Below are 18,818 nucleotides of genomic sequence, written 5' to 3'. Positions count from 1 at the left end.
CATCTCAGGACAGTCCGAGTTCGTCGTCGAGCAGGTCGAAGAGCTCGTCGGCCGTCGCGGCCTGGATGTCCCGCTCTTCGGCGGCGTTGTCCTGTGCACTGTGCGTGTCGTTCCACTTCGCCAGTAGGTCGCGCAGCCGGGCGGTGATGCCCGCGCGTTCGGTGTCGTCGGGGGCGAGCGCCGAGAGGATCGTTTCGAGCTTGTCGAGTTCCGTGTGGACGGAGGGGCGGGCGCTGTCGTCCCGGCCGAGCCGCTCCCCGATGTAGGCGGCCAGTGCCGACGGTGACGGGTAGTCGAAGATCAGCGTCACGGGCAGCCGCAGTCCGCAGGCGGCGGTGAGCCGGTTGCGCAGGTCGACGGCGGTCAGCGAGTCGAAGCCCAGGTCGAGGAAGCCGCGGCCGGCGTCGACGTCGTCGGCGGTGCCGTGGCCGAGTACGGCGGCCACCTGGGAGCGGACCAGTTCGTTGAGCGTCCGGTCGCGGTCCGCGGCCGTCAGGCCCGCCAGCCGCTCCTGGAGGGAGCCGGCCGGCTCGGCGCCGGCCCGGGCGGCCGCGCGGGCCGTACTGGGGGCGGCCCGCCGGGCGGGGGTGCGCACCAGGGCGCGCAGCAGCGGCGGCAGGGTGCCGTCGGCTGCCTGGGCGCGCAGTGCGGCCGGTTCGATCCGCATGGGGACGAGGACGGCGTCCGCCAGGGTGCGGGAGGTGTCGAAGAGGGCCAGCCCCTCGGCGGGGGCGAGCGCGCCGACTCCGGCGCGGGCCATCCGGGTCAGGTCGCTCTCGTCGAGGGCGCCCGCCATGCCGTCCTGGGTCGCCCACAGGCCCCAGGCCAGCGAGCTGCCCGCGAGGCCGCGGGCCGTGCGGTGCTGGGCGAGGGCGTCCAGGAAGGCGTTCGCGGCGGCGTAGTTGGCCTGGCCGGCGGCGCCGAAGCAACCGGCGACCGAGGAGAAGAGCACGAACGCGGAGAGCCGGTGGCCCTCGGTCAGCTCGTGCAGGTTCCAGGCCGCGTCGACCTTGGGCCGCAGGACGGTGTCCAGGCGTTCGGGGGTGAGGGAGTCGATGATGCCGTCGTCCAGGACGCCGGCCGCGTGGACGACCGCGGTCAGCGGCCGGTCGGCGGGTACGGCGGCCAGGACTGCGGCCAGCGCGTCCCGGTCGGCGGCGTCGCAGGCCGCCCAGGTGACCTCGGCGCCCCGCGCGTTCAGGGCCCGCGTCAGGTCGGCCGCGCCGGGTGCGGCGTCGCCGCTGCGGCTCAGGAGGAGCAGGTTCCGTACGCCGTGGGCGTCGGCGAGGTGGCGGGCGAAGAGTCCGCCGAGGGTGCCGCTCGCGCCGGTGACGAGGACGGTGCCGGCGGTGTCGAGGGCCGGGTGGCCGGTCGCGGTGCCGTTCTCCGGTTCGGTCCCGGTGCCGGTCTCGGCAGCGGTGCCGGTGCCGACCGCGATGCCGGTCCCGGTGCCGGCCGCGATGCCGGTCTCGGTGCGGGCGGTGCGGCGCAGGCGGAAGGCGTACGCCTCGCCCGCCCGCAGGGCCAGCTGCGGTTCGTCGCCCGCCAGGGCGGCGGGCAGGACGCCGAGGGAGGCGTCGGAGCCGTCGGTGTCGGCGAGGACGAACCGGCCGGGGTTCTCCGACTGCGCGGAGCGCACCAGGCCCCACACCGGGGCGTGGGCCAGGTCGGTGACGTGATCGCCCGGTACGGCCGCCTGGGTGCCCCGGGTGATCAGGAGCAGCCGGGAGGCGTCGAGGCTCTCCTCGGCCAGCCACTCCTGGACCAGGGCGAGCGCCTGGTGGGCGGCGGTGCGGGCGGCGGCCGCCCGGCCGCCGGCCCCGGCCGTGCCGGACAGCGGGACGATCACCACGTCCGGCGCCGGGGCGCCGGCGGCGATCTTGGCGCGCAGCGCGGTGAGGTCGGTGTGCGCCTCCAGCGGGGCCCCGCCGATGCGGAAGTCCGCCTGGTCCTCACCGAGGACGGCCCACCGCTCGTCGGCGGGGACGGGGGCGGCGGCGAGGGGCAGCTTCGCCCACTCCACGCCGAACAGGGACTCGTGGTGAGCGCCGCGGTCCTCGCCGAGCTGCGCGGCGGAGACCGGTCGCAGGACCAGGGATTCCACCGAGGCGACCGGAGCTCCGGTGGTGTCGGCGACGTCCAGGGCGACACCGCCGGAGGGGCCCGCGGTGATGCGGACGCGCAGGGCGGCGGCGCCGGCCGCGTGGAGCCGTACGCCGGTCCAGGCGAAGGGCAGGCGCGCGCCGTCGGCCGCGTCGGACCCGTCGGGCGCCGTGAGGCCGATGGCCTGGAGGGCGGCGTCGAGGAGCGCGGGGTGGACGCCGTAGGCGGCGGCGTCGGTCTCGTAGGACTCGTCGAGGGCGACCTCGGCGAAGAGCTCGCCGTCGCGCCGCCAGGCGGCGCGCAGTCCCTGGAAGACGGGCCCGTAGGTGAGGCCGGCGGCGGCCGCGGCCGGGTAGAAGCCGTCGACGGGCACCTCCTCGGCGTCGGCCGGGGGCCACGCGGCCAGGTCGAAGGCGCGGGCGGGGCCGGCCGGGGCGAGGACGCCCGTGGCGTGCCGGGTCCACGGCTCCTCGGCCGGGGCGTCGGCCGGACGTGCGTGCAGGGCCAGGGTGCGCCGGCCCGTCCCGTCGGCCGCTTCGACGGCCAGCTGGAGCTGGACGGCGCCCTGTTCGGCGAGGGTGAGCGGGGCCTCGATGGCCAGCTCCTCGACGGTGTCGCAGCCGACCTCGGCGGCCGCCCGCAGGGCGAGTTCGACGAAGGCGGTGCCGGGCAGCAGGACGGTGTCCATGACGGTGTGGTCGGCCAGCCAGGGATGGCTGGACAGGGCGAGGCGTCCGGTGAGGAGCAGGCCGTCGGAGGCGGGCAGCGGCACGGTGGCGCCGAACAGCGGGTGGTCGGCGGCCTCCAGTCCGGCGGCCAGCACGTCCTCGACGGACAGTCCGACGTCGAGCCAGTAGCGCTTGCGCTGGAAGGCGTAGGTGGGCAGGTCGACGCGCCGGGCGCCGGTGGCGGAGAAGTACGCCTGCCAGTCGGGGGCGATGCCGTGGACGTGGGCCCGGGCGAGGGCGCCGGTGAGCGCCTCCGTCTCGGGGCGGCCCTTGCGCAGGAGGGGCAGGCAGAGGGCGGGCCCGGCGGCGGCGTCCTCGGGCAGGCAGTCCTGGACGAGTGCGGACAAGATGGCGTCGGGGCCGAGTTCGACGTAGGCCGTCACTCCGGCGGCGTCGAGGGCGCGGACGCCGTCGAGGAAGCGGACGGCTTCGCGGACGTGGCGCACCCAGAAGTCGGCCGAGGCTATCTCGTCGGTGACGGGCGCGCCGGTCAGGCAGGACACGACGGGGATGCGGGGGGCCGCGTAGACCAGGCCCTCGGCGACCTTGCGGAAGTCGGCGAGCATGCCGTCCATCAGCGGGGAGTGGAAGGCGTGGCTGACGGTCAGCCGCTTGGTCTTGGCGCCGCGCTCCTCGAAGTGCGCGGCCAGCGCGAGCGCCGCGTCCTCGTCACCGGCGACGACCACGGAGCGGGGGCCGTTGACGGCCGCGACGGAGATCCGCTCGGTGAGCAGCGGCAGGACCTCGTCCTCGGCCGCCTGTACGGCGATCATCGCCCCGCCGGCGGGCAGCGCCTGCATCAGCCGGCCGCGGGCGGCGACGAGTTCGGCGGCGTCCTGGAGGGTGAGGACGCCCGCGACGTGCGCGGCGGCGATCTCGCCGATGGAGTGTCCGGCCAGCACGTCGGGCCGCAGGCCCCAGTCCGCCAGCAGCCGGAACAGCGCCACCTCGATCGCGAAGAGTGCGGGCTGGGTGTACTCGGTGCGGTCCAGCAGGGCGGCGTCCGTACCGAACAGGACGTCCTTCAGCGGCAGTTCGAGGTGCCGGTCCAGTTCGACGCAGATCTCGTCCAGGGCCCGCGCGAACGCCGGCTGGGCGGCGTGCAGTTCGCGTCCCATGCCGAGGCGCTGGCTGCCCTGCCCGGTGAACAGGAACGCCACCTGGTGCTCGCGCGCGGTCCCCCGCACGACGGCGGCCGAGTCCTCGCCGCGGGCCAGTGCGTCCAGCGCGGCCAGCAGCTCCGTACGGTCCCCGGCGACCAGCGCGGCGCGCTCTTCCAGGGCCGAGCGGGTGGTGGCCAGCGACAGGGCGAGGTCGGCCGGGCGCAGGTCCGCATCGGTGCGGACGCGGGTGTGGAGCAGGCGGGCCTGCGCGCGCAGCGCGTCCTCGCCCCGGGCCGACAGGACCACGGGCGGGTACGGGGCGGGGTCCGCCTCCGGCTGTCCGAGGGCCTGCGGGCCGGCGGGCGCCGCGGGGGCGGGGACCGGGGCGGCGGGCTCGGGGGCCTGCTCGATGACGGCGTGCGCGTTGGTCCCGCTGATGCCGAAGGAGGAGACGCCGGCCCGGCGCGGACGCCCGGTGGCCGGCCACTCCACCTGCTCGGTGAGCAGGGACACGGCGCCCGCGGACCAGTCGACGTGCGGGGTGGGCTCGTCGACGTGCAGGGTCTTGGGCACGATGCCGTGGCGCATCGCCATGACCATCTTGATGATGCCGGCGACGCCCGCGGCGGCCTGGGTGTGGCCGAGGTTGGACTTCACCGAGCCCAGCAGCAGCGGCCGGTCCTCGCTGTGGTCGCGGCCGTACGTGGCCAGCAGGGCCTGCGCCTCGATGGGGTCGCCGAGGGTGGTGCCGGTGCCGTGCGCCTCGACCACGTCGACGTCCGCGCCGGTGAGGCGGGCGTTGGCGAGGGCCTGGCGGATGACGCGCTGCTGGGACGGGCCGTTGGGGGCGGTCAGGCCGTTGGAGGCGCCGTCCTGGTTGACGGCGGAGCCGCGGACGACCGCGAGGACCTGGTGGCCGTTGCGGCGGGCGTCGGAGAGCCGCTCCAGGAGGAGCATGCCCGCGCCCTCGCCCCAGCCGGTGCCGTCGGCGGCGGCCGCGAAGGACTTGCAGCGGCCGTCGGCGGCGAGCCCGCGCTGGCGGCTGAACTCGATGAACGTACCGGGCGTGAACATCACGGTCACGCCGCCCGCCAGGGCGAGGGAGCACTCGCCGTTGCGCAGGGCCTGGGCGGCCAGGTGCAGGGCCACCAGCGAGGAGGAGCAGGCCGTGTCGACGGTGACCGCCGGGCCCTCCAGGCCGAAGGTGTAGGCGACCCGGCCGGAGACGATGCTGCTGGAGCTGCCGGTGCCGAGGTAGCCCTCGACGCCGTCGGGCACGGCGTGCAGGCGGGCGCCGTAGTCGTGGTACATGACGCCGGCGAAGACGCCGGTCCGGGTGCCGCGCACCGAGGACGGGGCGATCCCGGCCCGCTCGAACACCTCCCAGGTGGTCTCCAGGAGGAGCCGCTGCTGCGGGTCCATGGCGAGGGCCTCGCGCGGGGAGATCCCGAAGAAGGAGGCGTCGAACTCGGCGGCGTCGTGCAGGAAGCCGCCCTCGCGGGCGTAGGAGGTGCCCGGGTGCTCCGGGTCGGGGTGGTAGAGGGCGTCGGTGTCCCAGCCGCGGTTCTCCGGCAGCCGGGTGATGCCGTCCTGCCCGGCGGTGAGGAGCTGCCAGAGGTCCTCGGGGGTGCGGACGTCGCCGGGATAGCGGCAGCTCATCGCGACGATGGCGATGGGCTCGTCGGCGTCGGCGGCCGGTGCGGGCGCGGCGGAGCCGGTGCCCGCCGCCACGTCGGCGGCCGGGTCCGCGTCGGCGAAGAGTTCGCCGCGCAGGTGGCGGGCGAGGACGGTCGGGTCCGGGTAGTCGAAGATCAGCGTGGCGGGCAGGCGCAGCGCGGTGGCGGCGTTCAGCCGGTTGCGCAGCTCGACGGCGGTGAGCGAGTCGAAGCCGAGTTCCTTGAAGGCCCGGCCGGACTCGACGGCGCCGGGGCCGTCGTGTCCGAGTACGGCGGCGACCTGCGTACGGACCAGGTCCAGCAGCGCCCGGTCCTGTTCGGCCGCGGACAGCCCGGCCAGCCGGGCCCGGGGTCCCGACCCCGCGTCGGCGGCGGTGCCCGCGGCTTCGGCGGAGCGGCGGGCGACGCCGCGCACCAGGCCGCGCAGCAGCGGGGCGATGGTGCCCGCGGCGGCCTGGGGGCGCAGGGCGTCGGTGTCCACGCGCATCAGGGCGACGGCCGCGTCGTCGAGGGAGACGGCGGTGTCGAACAGCTCCAGGCCGTCGGCGGCCGTCAGCGGCGGGAGTCCGGCGCGGCGCATGCGGTTGACGTCGGCGGCGTCCAGGGCGCCGGCCATGCCCTCGGCGACGGACCACAGGCCCCAGGCGAGCGCGGAGGCGGGCAGGCCGTGGGCGCGCCGGTGCTGGGCGAGGGCGTCGAGGAAGGTGTTGGCGGCTGCGTAGTTGCCCTGGCCGGGGCCGCCGAAGAGGCCGGAGGTGGAGGAGAAGAGCACGAAGGCGGCGAGGTCCGGGGCGAGGTCGCGGGTCAGCTCGTGCAGGTTCCAGGCCGCGTCCACCTTGGGGCGCAGGACCGCCGACAGCCGGTCGGGGGTCAGCGAGGAGAGGATCCCGTCGTCGAGCACGCCCGCGGTGTGGACGACCGCCGTCAGCGGGTGCTCGGCGGGGATCCGGGCCAGCAGTGCGGCGAGGGCGTCGCGGTCGGCCACGTCGCAGGCCGCCCAGGTGGCCGTGGCCCCCGACGCGGCGAGTTCGGCGGTCAGTGCGGCCGCACCGGGGGCGTCGGCGCCGCGGCGGCCGACCAGCAGCAGCCGGCGCACCCCGTGGGCGGTGGCCAGGTGGCGGGCGATCAGGCCGCCCAGCGCACCGGTGGCGCCGGTGATCAGTACGGTGCCGTCGGGCCCGAAGGCCGGGGCGCTCTGGCCCGCCTGGGCGTCGTCCTCGGCGGTTTCGACGCGGGCGAGGCGCGGGGCCAGTACGGCGCCCTCGCGCAGGGCGAAACGTTCCTCGTCGCCGGTGAGCGCGGCGCGCAGGGCGGCGTCGTCACCGGCGCCGTCACCGGTGCCGGTCCCGGCGTCTACGAGGGCGATCCGGCCGGGGTTCTCCGTCTGCGCGGAGCCCAGCAGGCCCCAGACGGTGGCTGCGGCGAGGTCGCTGACGTCCTCGTCGGGGGTCGCGGGAACCGCGCCGCGGGTGACGAACACCAGCCGGGCGGCGGCGAACCGCTCGTCGGCGAGCCAGGCCTGGGCGAGGGCGAGCGCGTCGTGCGCGGCCCGGTGCATGGCGGGCGCGGTCAGGGGGGCGGCTGCCGGGGCGAGGTGGACGAGCACCTCGTCCGGTACGGGGCTCCCCGCGTCGACGGCGGCGGCCAGTGCCGCCAGGTCCGCGTACTGGTCGGTGTACTGGTCGGCGTCCGCCGCCCGCTCGGCGCCGGTGTCGCCGAGGACGGCGTAGCGGACCCCGTCCGGGGCGGTGAGGCCGGTCAGTTCGGTCCACTGCCGGCGGAACACCGACTCGTGGTAGGTGGCCCGGGCGGCCCGCAGCTGGTCGGCGGTGACCGGGCGCAGGCCCAGCGAGGCGACGGCGGCGACGGGGGCGCCGGTGGCGTCGGCGATCTCCAGCCGGACCCCTTCGGCCCCGGCCGGGGTGAGGCGGACGCGCAGCGCGCTCGCGCCGCCCGCGTACAGCGACACCCCGCTCCAGGCGAAGGGCAGCCGGCCCCGGCCGTCGTCGGCTCCGACGCCGCCCAGCCCGATGGCGTGCAGGGCCGCGTCGAGGAGCGCCGGGTGCAGGCCGAATCGGCCCGCCTGGTCCTCGGTGCCCTCGGGCAGGGCGACCTCGGCGTACACCGCGTCGCCCTGCTGCCAGGCGGTGCGCAGGCCGCGGAAGGTGGGCCCGTAGGCGAAGCCGATGGCGTCGAGGGCCTCGTAGCGGCCGTCGAGCGGTACCGCGGTGGCGTCGGCCGGGGGCCAGGCGCTCAGGTCGAAGTCGGCGGCGGTGCGGCCGGCTTCGGCGAGGACACCGGCGGCGTGCCGGGTCCACGGCTCCTCGGCCGGGGCGCCCTCGGGCCGCGAGTGCAGGGCGAACGGCCGGCGGCCGGACGCGTCGGCGGCTCCGGCCCAGACGCGCAGCTGGACGCCGCCGCGCTCGGGCAGCACCAGGGGGGCTTCGAGGGTGAGCTCTTCGAGGTGGTCGCAGCCGAGCTGGTCGCCGGCGCGGGTGGCGAGTTCCACGAAGGCCGTGCCGGGCAGCAGGACGTTGCCGAGGATGGCGTGGTCGGCCAGCCAGGGGTGGGTGGACAGGGCGAGGCGGCCGGCGAAGACCATGCCGTCCGACTCGGGCAGCGCGACACCGGCGCTGAGCAGCGGGTGGCCGGTGTCGTCGAGGCCGATCGCCTCGACGTCCCCGAGGTAGAGGCCGGAGATCGCGGGCCAGTAGCGCTGCCGCTGGAAGGGGTAGGTGGGCAGGTCGACGCGTACGGCGCCGGTGCCGGCGAAGTACGCGGCCCAGTCGACGGTGCCGCCGTGGACGTGGACCCGGGCGAGGGCGGTGGCGACGGCCTCGGCCTCGGGGCGGCCCGCGCGGAGCAGGGGGACGAAGACGGCGTCCTCGGTGACGCAGTCCTGGGCGAGGGCGGAGAGGACTCCGTCGGGGCCGAGTTCGAGGTACGTGGTGACCCCGGCGGCTTCCAGGGCGCGGATGCCGTCCAGGAAGCGGACCGCTTCACGGACGTGGCGGACCCAGAACTCGGCCGAGCCCATCTCGTCGGTGACGAAGGCGCCGGTCAGGTTGGAGACGACCGGGATGCGCGGGCTCTCGTACGTGAGCCCCTCCGCGACCCGGCGGAAGTCGTCCAGCATGCCGTCCATGTGCGGCGAGTGGAACGCATGGCTCACCGTCAGCCGCTTGGACTTCCGGTCGGCGAAGGCTGCCACGACAGCAACAGCAGCGTCCTCGTCACCGGCGATGACCACCGAGGTCGGACCGTTGACGGCGGCGATGCTCACCCGGTCGGTCAGCAGCGGCAGGACCTCGTCCTCCGAAGCCTGCACCGCGATCATCACACCACCCGAAGGCAGCGCCTGCATCAGCCGGCCACGCGCGGCCACCAGCGCACACGCGTCCTCCAGCGACAGGACACCCGCCACATGCGCGGCAGCGATCTCACCGATCGAATGACCGGACACGAAGTCGGGCCGCACACCCCAGCTCTCCACGAGCCGGAACAGCGCCACCTCCACCGCGAACAACGCGGGCTGGGTGTACCCGGTACGGTCCAGCAGCTCCGCGTCGGAGCCGAACAGCACCTCCCTCAGGGGCAGTTCGAGGTGCGGGTCGAGGTGGGCGCAGAGCGCGTCCAGCGCGTCCGCGAACACCGGCTGGGCCTCGTACAGGGCACGGCCCGTCCCCAGGCGCTGGCTGCCCTGACCGGTGAACAGGAAGGCGGTCTTCCCGCCGGCGGGCGAGCCCTCCACGAGGGCGGCTGCCGGGGCGCCCTCGGCCAGCTTCGCCAGCCCGGACAGCAGCGCCTCCCGGTCCGCGGCCACCACGGCCGCGCGGTGCTCGAAGGCGGCGCGGCCGACGGCCAGGGAGAGCGCCAGGTCGGCGGGCCGGGCTTCGGGATGCCGTTCGGCGTGGGCCAGGAGGCTCCGCGCCTGGTCGCGCAGGGCGCCCTCGGTCTTGCCGGACAGGACCCACGGCAGCGGCGAAGCACTGCCTTCGGGTGCGTGCACGTCGGCGACGGTCGCCGTCGGCGGCCGGGTCCGCGCCGTCCGCGCGGCCGGCTCGTCCTCGGGGGCCTGCTCGATGATGGTGTGGGCGTTGGTGCCGCTGATGCCGAACGAGGACACGCCGGCCCGGCGCGGACGCCCGGTCTCCGGCCACTCCACGGGCTCGGTCAGCAGGGTGACGTCCCCGGCCGTCCAGTCGACGTGCGGGGAGGGCTCGTCCACGTGCAGGGTGCGCGGCAGCACTCCGTGCCGCATGGCCAGCACCATCTTCATCACACCGGCGACACCGGCGGCGGCCTGGGTGTGGCCGAAGTTGGACTTGATCGAGCCGAGCAGCAGGGGCTGCCCGTCGCTGCGGCCCTGGCCGTACGTGGCCAGCAGGGCCTGTGCCTCGATGGGGTCGCCGAGCCGGGTGCCGGTGCCGTGCGCCTCCACCGCGTCGACCTCGGCGGCGGACAGGCCGGCACTGGCCAGGGCCTGGCGGATGACCCGCTGCTGGGAGGGGCCGTTGGGCGCGGTCAGGCCGTTGGAGGCGCCGTCCTGGTTCACGGCCGAGCCGCGGACCAGGGCGAGGACCGGGTGGCCGTTGCGGCGGGCGTCGGAGAGCCGCTCGACGAGCAGCATGCCGAGGCCCTCGCCCCAGCCGGTGCCGTCCGCGCCCGCGGCGAAGGCCTTGATGCGGCCGTCGGCGGCGAGGCCGCGCTGGCGGCTGAAGTCGATGAAGGAGGCGGGCGTGGACATGACGGTCACACCGCCCGCGAGGGCCATGGTGCACTCGCCGGCCCGCAGAGCCTGGATCGCCCAGTGCAGGGCGACCAGCGAGGAGGAGCAGGCCGTGTCGACGGTGACGGCGGGGCCCTCCAGGCCGAGGACGTAGCTGACGCGGCCGGAGACGACGCTCGCGGCGTTGCCGGTGCCGAGGAAGCCCTCACTGCCGTCGGGGGCGGCGAGGATGACGTCGAGGTAGTCCTGGCCGTTCGTGCCGGTGAAGACGCCGATCCGCTCGCCCCGCACGGTGGCGGGGTCGATGCCGGCCTGCTCGAAGGCCTCCCAGGAGGTCTCCAGCAGCAGCCGCTGCTGCGGGTCCATGGCCAGGGCCTCGCGCGGCGAGATGCCGAAGAAGCCCGGGTCGAACTCGGTCGCGTCGGCGAGGAAGCCGCCCTCGCGGACGTAGGTGGTGTTCTCGGTGACGGACTCCGGGTCGTACAGGCCCTCCAGGTCCCAGCCGCGGTCGGCGGGGAAGCCGGAGACGGCGTCGCGGCCGGCGGCGAGCAGCTCCCACAGCTGTTCGGGGGTGCGCACCCCGCCGGGGAAGCGGCAGCTCATCGCGACGATGGCGATGGGGTCGTCATCGGCGGCGACCGCGGGGACGGCGGCCGCACCCTGGCCCGCCGGGGCGGCGCCGAGGAGCTCGCCCTGGAGGAACGCGGCCAGCGAGAGGGAGTTGGGGTAGTCGAAGATCAGGGTCGCGGGCAGGCGCAGGCCGGTCCGGGAGGTGAGCAGGTTGCGGATCTCCACCGCGGTCAGGGAGTCGAAGCCGAGGTCGCGGAAGGCGATGGCCGGGTCCACGGCGGCGGGACCGGAATAGCCGAGCACCGCTGCGATCTGCGTACGGACGAACTCCAGCGCGAGCGTGTCGCGTTCGGCCGGTGCGGCCAGGGCGAGCTGCGTCGCGAAGCCGTCCGCCGTCCCCGTCCCCGCGCCGGCGGCGTCGGGCGCTCCGGCCGCGGTGAGGGCGTGCACGGCCTCGGGGAGGTCGGCGATCAGCGGGCAGGGGCGTACGGCGGTGAGGCCGGGCGCGAGGCGCTCCCAGTCGATGTCGGCGACCACGGAGGCCGTCTCGTCCAGGGTGAGGGCGGTGTGCAGGGCCGACAGGGCCAGTTCGGGGGCGAGGGCGGGCAGGCCGGCGGAGCGCAGGCGCTCGGCGACGAGCTCGTCGGTGGCCATGCCGCCCTCGGCCCAGGCGCCCCAGGCGAGCACGGTGGCGGGCAGGCCGTCGGCGCGGCGCTGCTCGGCCAGGGCGTCCAGGGAGGCGTTGGCGGCGGCGTAGTTGGCCTGGCCGGCGGCGCCGAAGGAGGCGGCGAGGGAGGAGAAGAGCACGAACGCGGAGAGGTCGAGCTCGCGGGTCAGCTCGTGCAGGACCTGCGCGGCGTGGGCCTTGGGGCGCAGGACCTCCGCCATGCGCCGCGGTGTCTGCGCGTCGAGGACGCCGTCGTCCAGGACGCCGGCGGCGTGGACGACGGTGGTCAGCGGGAGGTCGGCCGGGACGCCGGCCAGGAGTGCGGCCACCGCGTCGCGGTCGGCCACGTCGCAGGCTGCGAGGGTGACGCGGGTGCCCAGTTCGCGCAGTTCGGCGGCGAGTTCCTGCGCGCCTTCGGCTGCGGGGCCGCTCCGGCTGACCAGCAGCAGGTGTGCGGCGCCGGTCCGGGCGAGCCAGCGGGCGACGTGCCGGCCGAGGGCGCCCGTCGCACCGGTGATCAGGGCGGTGCCGGAGGCGGTCCACGCGTCGGCGGGGGCCTCTTCCCGGGGGGCGCGGCTCAGCCTGCGGGCGAAGACGCCGGTGGGGCGTACGGCGAGGTGGTCCTCGGTGCCGAGGCCGCCGAGGACGTCCGCGAGCCGGGCGGCCGCCCGCTCGTCCGGGTTGGGGGGCAGGTCGACGAGGCCGCCCCAGCGGCCGGGGAGTTCGAGGGCGGCGGTACGGCCGAGGCCCCAGACGGGTGCCTGGGCGAGGGCGGTGAGCCGGTCGGAGCGGCCGGTGGACACCGCGCCGCGGGTGGCGGCCCAGAGCGGGGCGTCCACGTCGGCGTCGCCCAGCGCCTGGACGAGGGCGAGGGTGGCGGCGAGCCCGGCGGGCAGCGCCGGGTCCTCGGGGTGCGGCCGCTCGTCGAGGGCGAGCAGCGAGAGCACTCCGGCGGGCGCGTCGGCGTCCGCCAGCGTCTCGCCGATCCGCTGGGCGAGGGCGGCGCGGTCGTCGGCGGTGGCGTCCACCGTCAGGGTGCTGACGGTGACCCCGCGCGCGGCCAGGGCCCGCGAGGCGGCGACGGCCCACGGGTCGTCGGTGTGGCCGGCGGGGACGACGAGGAGCCAGTGCCCGGACAGTGGCGCGGGCTCGGCGTCGGTGAGGGGCTTCCAGGTGACGCGGTAGCGCCAGGCGTCCACGGTGTCGCGGTCGCGGTGGCGGCGGTGCCAGGCGGAGAGCGCGGGCAGCACGCCGCTGAGCGGCGCGTCCCCGTCGATGCCGAGGGTGTCGGCGAACGCGGCCAGGTCCTCGCTGTCCACGACCTCCCAGAACTTGGCGTCGGTGGCGCCCAGTGCGCGGCCGTCGGCGGGTTCGGTCAGGTCGCTGAAGGGGTCGCGGGGCCAGTACGGCTCGCGCTGGAAGGCGTACGTCGGCAGGTCGACGCGGCGGGCGCCGGTCCCGGCGAAGCGGGCGGCCCAGTCCGGGGAGAGGCCGTGTACGTGGGCGCCCGCGACGGCGGCGGCCAGCGAGCGGGCCTCGGGGCGGCCGGTGCGCAGCGCGGGCAGGAACACGGCGGCGCGGGCGCCGGTGGCGGTCTGGCAGTCCTGGCCGAGGGCGGTGAGGACCCCGCCGGGGCCGATCTCCACGTACGCGGTGACGCCGCGGCTCTCCAGCCAGCGGATGCCGTCGAGGAAGCGGACGGCTTCGCGGACGTGGCGGACCCAGAAGTCGGCGGAGCCCATCTCGTCGGTGACGAGGGCGCCGGTCAGGTTGGAGACGACCGGGATCCGCGGGCTCTCGTACGTGAGCCCCTCCGCGACCCGGCGGAAGTCGTCCAGCATGCCGTCCATGTGCGGCGAGTGGAACGCATGGCTCACCGTCAGCCGCTTAGACTTCCGGTCTGGGAAGGCCGCCACGATCGCGGCGGCGGCGTCCTCGTCACCGGCGATCACGACCGAGGTCGGGCCGTTGACCGCGGCGATGCTCACCCGGTCCGTCAGCAGCGGCAGGACCTCGTCCTCCGAAGCCTGCACCGCGATCATCACGCCACCGGCCGGCAGCGCCTGCATCAGCCGCCCGCGCGCCTCGACCAGCGTGCACGCGTCCTCCAGCGAGAACACCCCCGCCACGTGCGCGGCAGCGATCTCACCGATGGAGTGACCGGACAGGAAGTCGGGCTTCAGACCCCAGCTCTCCAGCAGCCGGAAGAGCGCCACCTCGACGGCGAACAGCGCGGGCTGGGTGTACTCCGTCCGGTCCAGCAGGGCGGCATCCGTACCGAACAGCACTTCCTTCAGCGGGAGTTCGAACCGCGCGCACACCTCGTCCAGGGCGGTCGCGAACACCGGGTAGGCGTCGTACAGTTCGCGCCCCATGCCCAGGCGCTGGCTGCCCTGACCGGTGAACAGGAACGCCAGTTTGCCTTCCGTGGCGGCGCCTTCGAGGACTTCGGGGGCCGTCCGGCCCTCGGCGAGCGCGGCGAGCCCCGCGAGCAGCTCTTCGCGGTTCTCGGCGACGACCGCGGCGCGGCGGTCCAGGGCGGCGCGGGTGAGCGCCTGCGCGTAGGCGACGTCCGCGACGCGGAGGCCGGGCCGGTCCGTGAGGTGGGCGTGCAGCGTGGCGGCCTGCGCCCGCAGCGCGGGACCGGTCTTGCCGGAGAGGACGACCGGCAGGACGGCGGCCGGGGCGGCCGCTTCGGCGGAGGTCCCGGGGGTCCCGGCGGCCGGCTCCTCGGCGGACTCCTGGGCCGTCTCTTCGCCGCTCTCCAGGATGACGTGCGCGTTGGTGCCGCTCATGCCGAAGGAGGAGACGCCGATCCGGCGCGGCCCCTCGTGCTGCGGCCACGGCCGCGCCTCGGTGAGCAGGGACACCTCGCCCGCCGACCAGTCGACGTGCGGGGTGGGTTCGGTCAGGTGCAGGCTCCGCGCCAGCACGCCGTGGCGCATCGCCATGACGCTCTTGATGACCCCCGCGACACCGGCGGCGGCCTGCGCGTGGCCGATGTTGGTCTTCAGCGAGCCCAGCCACAGCGGCCGCCCGTCGGGGCGGTCCTGACCGTAGGTGGCGATGATCGCCTGGGCCTCGATGGGGTCGCCGAGGCCGGTTCCGGTGCCGTGCGCCTCGACGGCGTCCACCTGGTCGGGCGTGAGCCGGGCGTTGGACAGCGCCTGGAGGATGACGCGCTGCTGCGAGGGGCCGTTGGGGGCGGTCAGTCCGTTGGAGGCGCCGTCCTGGTTCACGGCGGTGCCGCGGATCACGGCGAGGACGTGGTGGCCCTTGCGGCGTGCGTCGGAGAGCCGCTCGACGAGCAGGACGCCGACGCCCTCGGCGAGGCTGAAGCCGTCGGCGTCGGGGGAGAACGCCTTGCAGCGGCCGTCGGTGGCGAGGCCGCGCTGCTTGCTGTAGTCGATGAAGGTGCCGGGCGCGGCCATCAGGGTGGCACCGCCGGCCAGGGCCATCGAGCACTCGCCGTTGCGCAGGGCCTGGACGGCCAGGTGCAGGGCTACGAGGGAGGAGGAGCAGGCGGTGTCGACGGTGACGGCCGGGCCCTCCAGCCCGAACGTGTAGGACAGGCGGCCCGAGGCCACGCTCGCCGCGTTGCCGGTGCCGAGGTAGCCCTCCACGTTCTCGGAGGAGCTGAGCAGTGCCGTCAGGTAGTCGTGGTTGCTGGTGCCGACGAACACGCCGACCTGCTTGCCGCGCATCGAGGTCGGGTCGATCCCCGCGCGCTCGAACGCCTCCCACGAGGTCTCCAGCAGCAGCCGCTGCTGCGGATCCATGGCGAGGGCCTCGCGCGGGGAGATGCCGAAGAGCGAGGGGTCGAACCGGGCGATGTCCCGTACGAAGCCGCCCTGGTTGGCGTAGCTGGTGCCCGGGTGCTCGGGATCGGGGTGGTAGACGGTGTCCATGTCCCAGCCGCGCTCGGCGGGGAACCCGGTAATGGCGTCGACGCCATCGGCGACCAGCTGCCACAGCTCCTCCGGCGAGGTCGCGCCTCCCGGATAGCGGCAGCCCATGCCCACGATGGCCACGGGGTCCTGGTTCTTCGCCTCGACGTCCCGAAGCCGCTGACGCGTCTGGTGCAGATCCGCCGTCACCAGCTTCAGGTAGTCCCGCAGCGTCTCTTCATTCGCCATTTAACGCAACCACCCATTTGCAGCAGACGGCATCGGAAAACTGTGTGCAGAGCCGAGAATTGACATCGGAAATGCGAGCGCTCCGCTCTCCGGCGAAGCGACTGCTCGATCGCAGGCTATTTCTGGCCCAACCCGCCCTACAACCCCTAACTGCCCCCTACACACCCCTGGGGTAGGGGAATGCGTAGGGGGCAGTGGTCCCGGGTCAATTACCCAAGGGGCTGGCCATCTTCACCGATAAATCGGCGGACCGTCAATAACGCCCCAGGCCCTTGTTGATAAAGGCGAACAGCTCTTCGTCGCTGGCGTCCTGGAGCTGTTCGACCGCGTCGATTCCGCTGTCCGCGCCGTCCGTCGCCTCCCCGGCCGGGCCGCCGGCCGCGGAGCCGTCCGCCGCGCCCGGGCCGGCCGGTCCGGCAGCCGGGTCACCGCTCTCGTTCCACTTCGCCAGCAGCGACTGGAGCCGCATCGTCACCCGGGCCCGTACGACGTTGTCCCCGGTGCCCTGTTCGAGTACGGACTCCAGCCGGTCGAGCTCCTCCAGCAGCGGCGCCCCGCCCGCCACCGCGTCCGGCACGATCCCGGCGCGCAGGTACGCGGCGACGGCGGCCGGGGTGGGCTGGTCGAAGACCAGGCTGGCCGGCAGCTTGAGGCCGCTGACCGCGCCGAGGCGGTTGCGCAGCTCGACGGAGGTGAGGGAGTCGAAGCCGAGCTCCTTGAAGGCCCGGCCGGCTTCGACGGCGGTGGTGTCGGGGTGTCCGAGGACGGCGGCGACGGCGGTGCGCACCAGGTCCAGCAGCAGCCGTTCCTGCTCGACCTCGGGCAGCCCGGCGAGCTGCCGGGTCAGCGGCACTCCCCCGGTCAGGTCCTCGGCCGACTCCCGCTCGGCGCTCTCGATGACCCGCCGGGCCTCGGGGAGCTCCAGCAGCAGCGGGCGCGCCCGGTCGGCGGTGAAGGCGAGCGTGAACCGCTTCCAGTCCATGTCGACCACGGTCAGGGTGGTCTCGTCGCGGTCCAGCGCGTGCCGCAGCGACGTCAGGGTCCGGTCGGGCGACATGGCGAGGATCCCGTGGCGGCGCATGCGGTCGCCCGCCGCGCTGTCGTCCCCGTCCGCGCTGCCCCAGGGTCCCCAGGCGAGGGAGGTGGCGGGCAGGCCCTCGGCGCGCCGGTACTCGGCGAACGCGTCGAGGAAGGCGTTGCCGGGTGCCTGGTTGCCCTGGCCGGGGGCGCCGAAGGTGGCGGCGAAGGAGGAGAAGAGGACGAACGCCGACAGGTCGAGGCCGCGGGTCAGCTCGTGGAGGTTGCGCGTGCCGTCGACCTTGACCCGCAGGACGTCGGCCACCTGCTCGGGGGTGAGCGTCTCGATGACGCCGTCGTCGAGGACGGCGGCGGTGTGGACGACTGCGGTCAGGGGCCGGTCGGCCGGGACGGCGGCGATCAGCCCGGCGAGCGCCTCGCGGTCACTGACGTCACACGCGGCCAGGGTGACCCGGGCCCCGAGCGCGGTCAGTTCCTCACGCAGCTCGGCCGCGCCCGGCGCGGCCTCCCCCCGCCGGCTGGTCAGCACCAGGTGCTCGGCACCGTTCGCAGCGAGCCAGCGCGCCACGTGCGCACCGAGGGCACCCGTACCACCGGTCACCAGCGTGGTCCCGGCCGGACGCCACTCCCGCACCACCGCAGTCTCGGCCAGCCGCGCCCGCACCAGACGACGCACGAACAACCCCGAAGACCGCACCGCGACCTGGTCCTCGGCCGCATCACCGCCCAGCACCCCCACCAGCCGCTCCAGCACACGGCCATCGACCTCGGCGGGCAGGTCGACCAGACCGCCCCACCGCTCGCCCTGTTCCATGGAGGCGACGCGCCCGAGACCCCAGATGAGGGCCTGCTCCGGGTCCTCGACCCGGTCGGCGCGCCCGGCGGCGACCGCGCCCCGGGTGACGCACCACAGCGGCGCGCTCACGTAGGCGTCGCCCAGGGCCTGGGACAGTGCCAGTCCGGCGGCGAACGCCCCCTCCCCGCCGAGCGCGAGGAGCGAGAGGACGCCGGCGGGGGCGGTGTCCCCTCCGATGGCGGCCTCGATGGCGGCGGTGAGCGCGTCGCGGTGGGCCGCACCGGCGGCAACGGTGACGCTACGGACCTCCGCGCCGCGTTCGGCGAGCGTTCGGAGCACGGCGGCGGCCGTGTCACCGGCCGGCCCGGTCAGTGCTTCGGGTACGGCGACCAGCCAGGTCCCCGAGAGCCGCGTGGGAGCGGCTTCGGCCAGCGCCTTCCAGGTGACGCGGTAGCGCCAGCCGTCGACGGTGGACTCCTCACGGCTCTGCCGCCGCCAGGAGGACAGGCCGGGCAGGACGGTGCCGAGGGACTGGATCGCGTCGGGGGTCTCGAAGGCCAGAGCCTCGGCGAGCGCCGTGACGTCCTCGCGCTCGACGGCGTCCCAGAAGCGGGCGTCGAGCGCGTTCTCGGCCGACGGCGCCTCGGCGTCGACGGGCGCGGCCTCGGGCCAGAACCGCTGCGACTGGAAGGCGTAGGTGGGCAGGTCGACACGCTGTGCGCCCGTTCCGGCGAACACGGCGTCCCAGTCCACCGCCACACCGCGTACGTAGGCCTCGCCCAGGGAGAGCCAGAACCGCTCCAGACCGCCCTCATTACGGCGCAGGGAACCGAGTACGGCGGCCTCGCGGCCCGCGTCCTCGACCGTCTCCTGCAGCCCGACCGTCAGCACCGGATGCGGGCTGGACTCGATGAACACACCGAAACCCTGATCGAGCAGCGTCCGCGTGGCCCGCTCCAGCTCCACCGTCTGACGCAGGTTGCGGAACCAGTACGCGCCGTCCAGCTCGGGGCCCTCGACCCACTCACCGGTGACGGTCGACAGGAACGGAACCCGCGCCACCCGGGGTGCGATCGGGGCGAGCAGCGTGTCGAGTTCCTCCCGCAGCAGTTCCACCTGCGCGGAGTGCGAGGCGTAGTCCACCGCGATCCGCCGCGCACGGACCCCGTCGGCCTCGCACGCGGCCAGGAACTCCTCCAGCGCCTGGACCTCACCCGAGATCACGACCGACGACGGCCCGTTGACGGCGGCGACGGAGATCCGCTCCTCACC

The 18,818-nt window shown here is 75.4% G+C and carries 2 protein-coding genes; both read right to left on the bottom strand.

What is annotated here, in order from left to right; all coding sequences use genetic code 11:
* Positions 1-4 precede the first annotated feature (4 nt).
* Entirely contained in the window at positions 5-15,712 is a 15,708-nt protein-coding gene (locus tag ABZW32_RS20280; RefSeq protein ID WP_356217716.1) for a type I polyketide synthase, read from the bottom strand.
* Between the two features lie 253 nt (positions 15,713-15,965).
* Positions 15,966-18,818, bottom strand: a 2,853-nt coding sequence (locus tag ABZW32_RS20275) for an SDR family NAD(P)-dependent oxidoreductase (RefSeq protein WP_356217714.1), incomplete at its 5' end; no start/stop codon positions are given.

The sequence above is a fragment of the Streptomyces sp. NPDC004667 genome (genome assembly GCF_040609475.1).
Classification (GTDB): Bacteria; Actinomycetota; Actinomycetes; order Streptomycetales; family Streptomycetaceae; genus Streptomyces.
The sequence above is the reverse complement of the archived record's forward strand: the minus strand, read 5'-3'. Positions and strand labels throughout refer to the sequence as shown.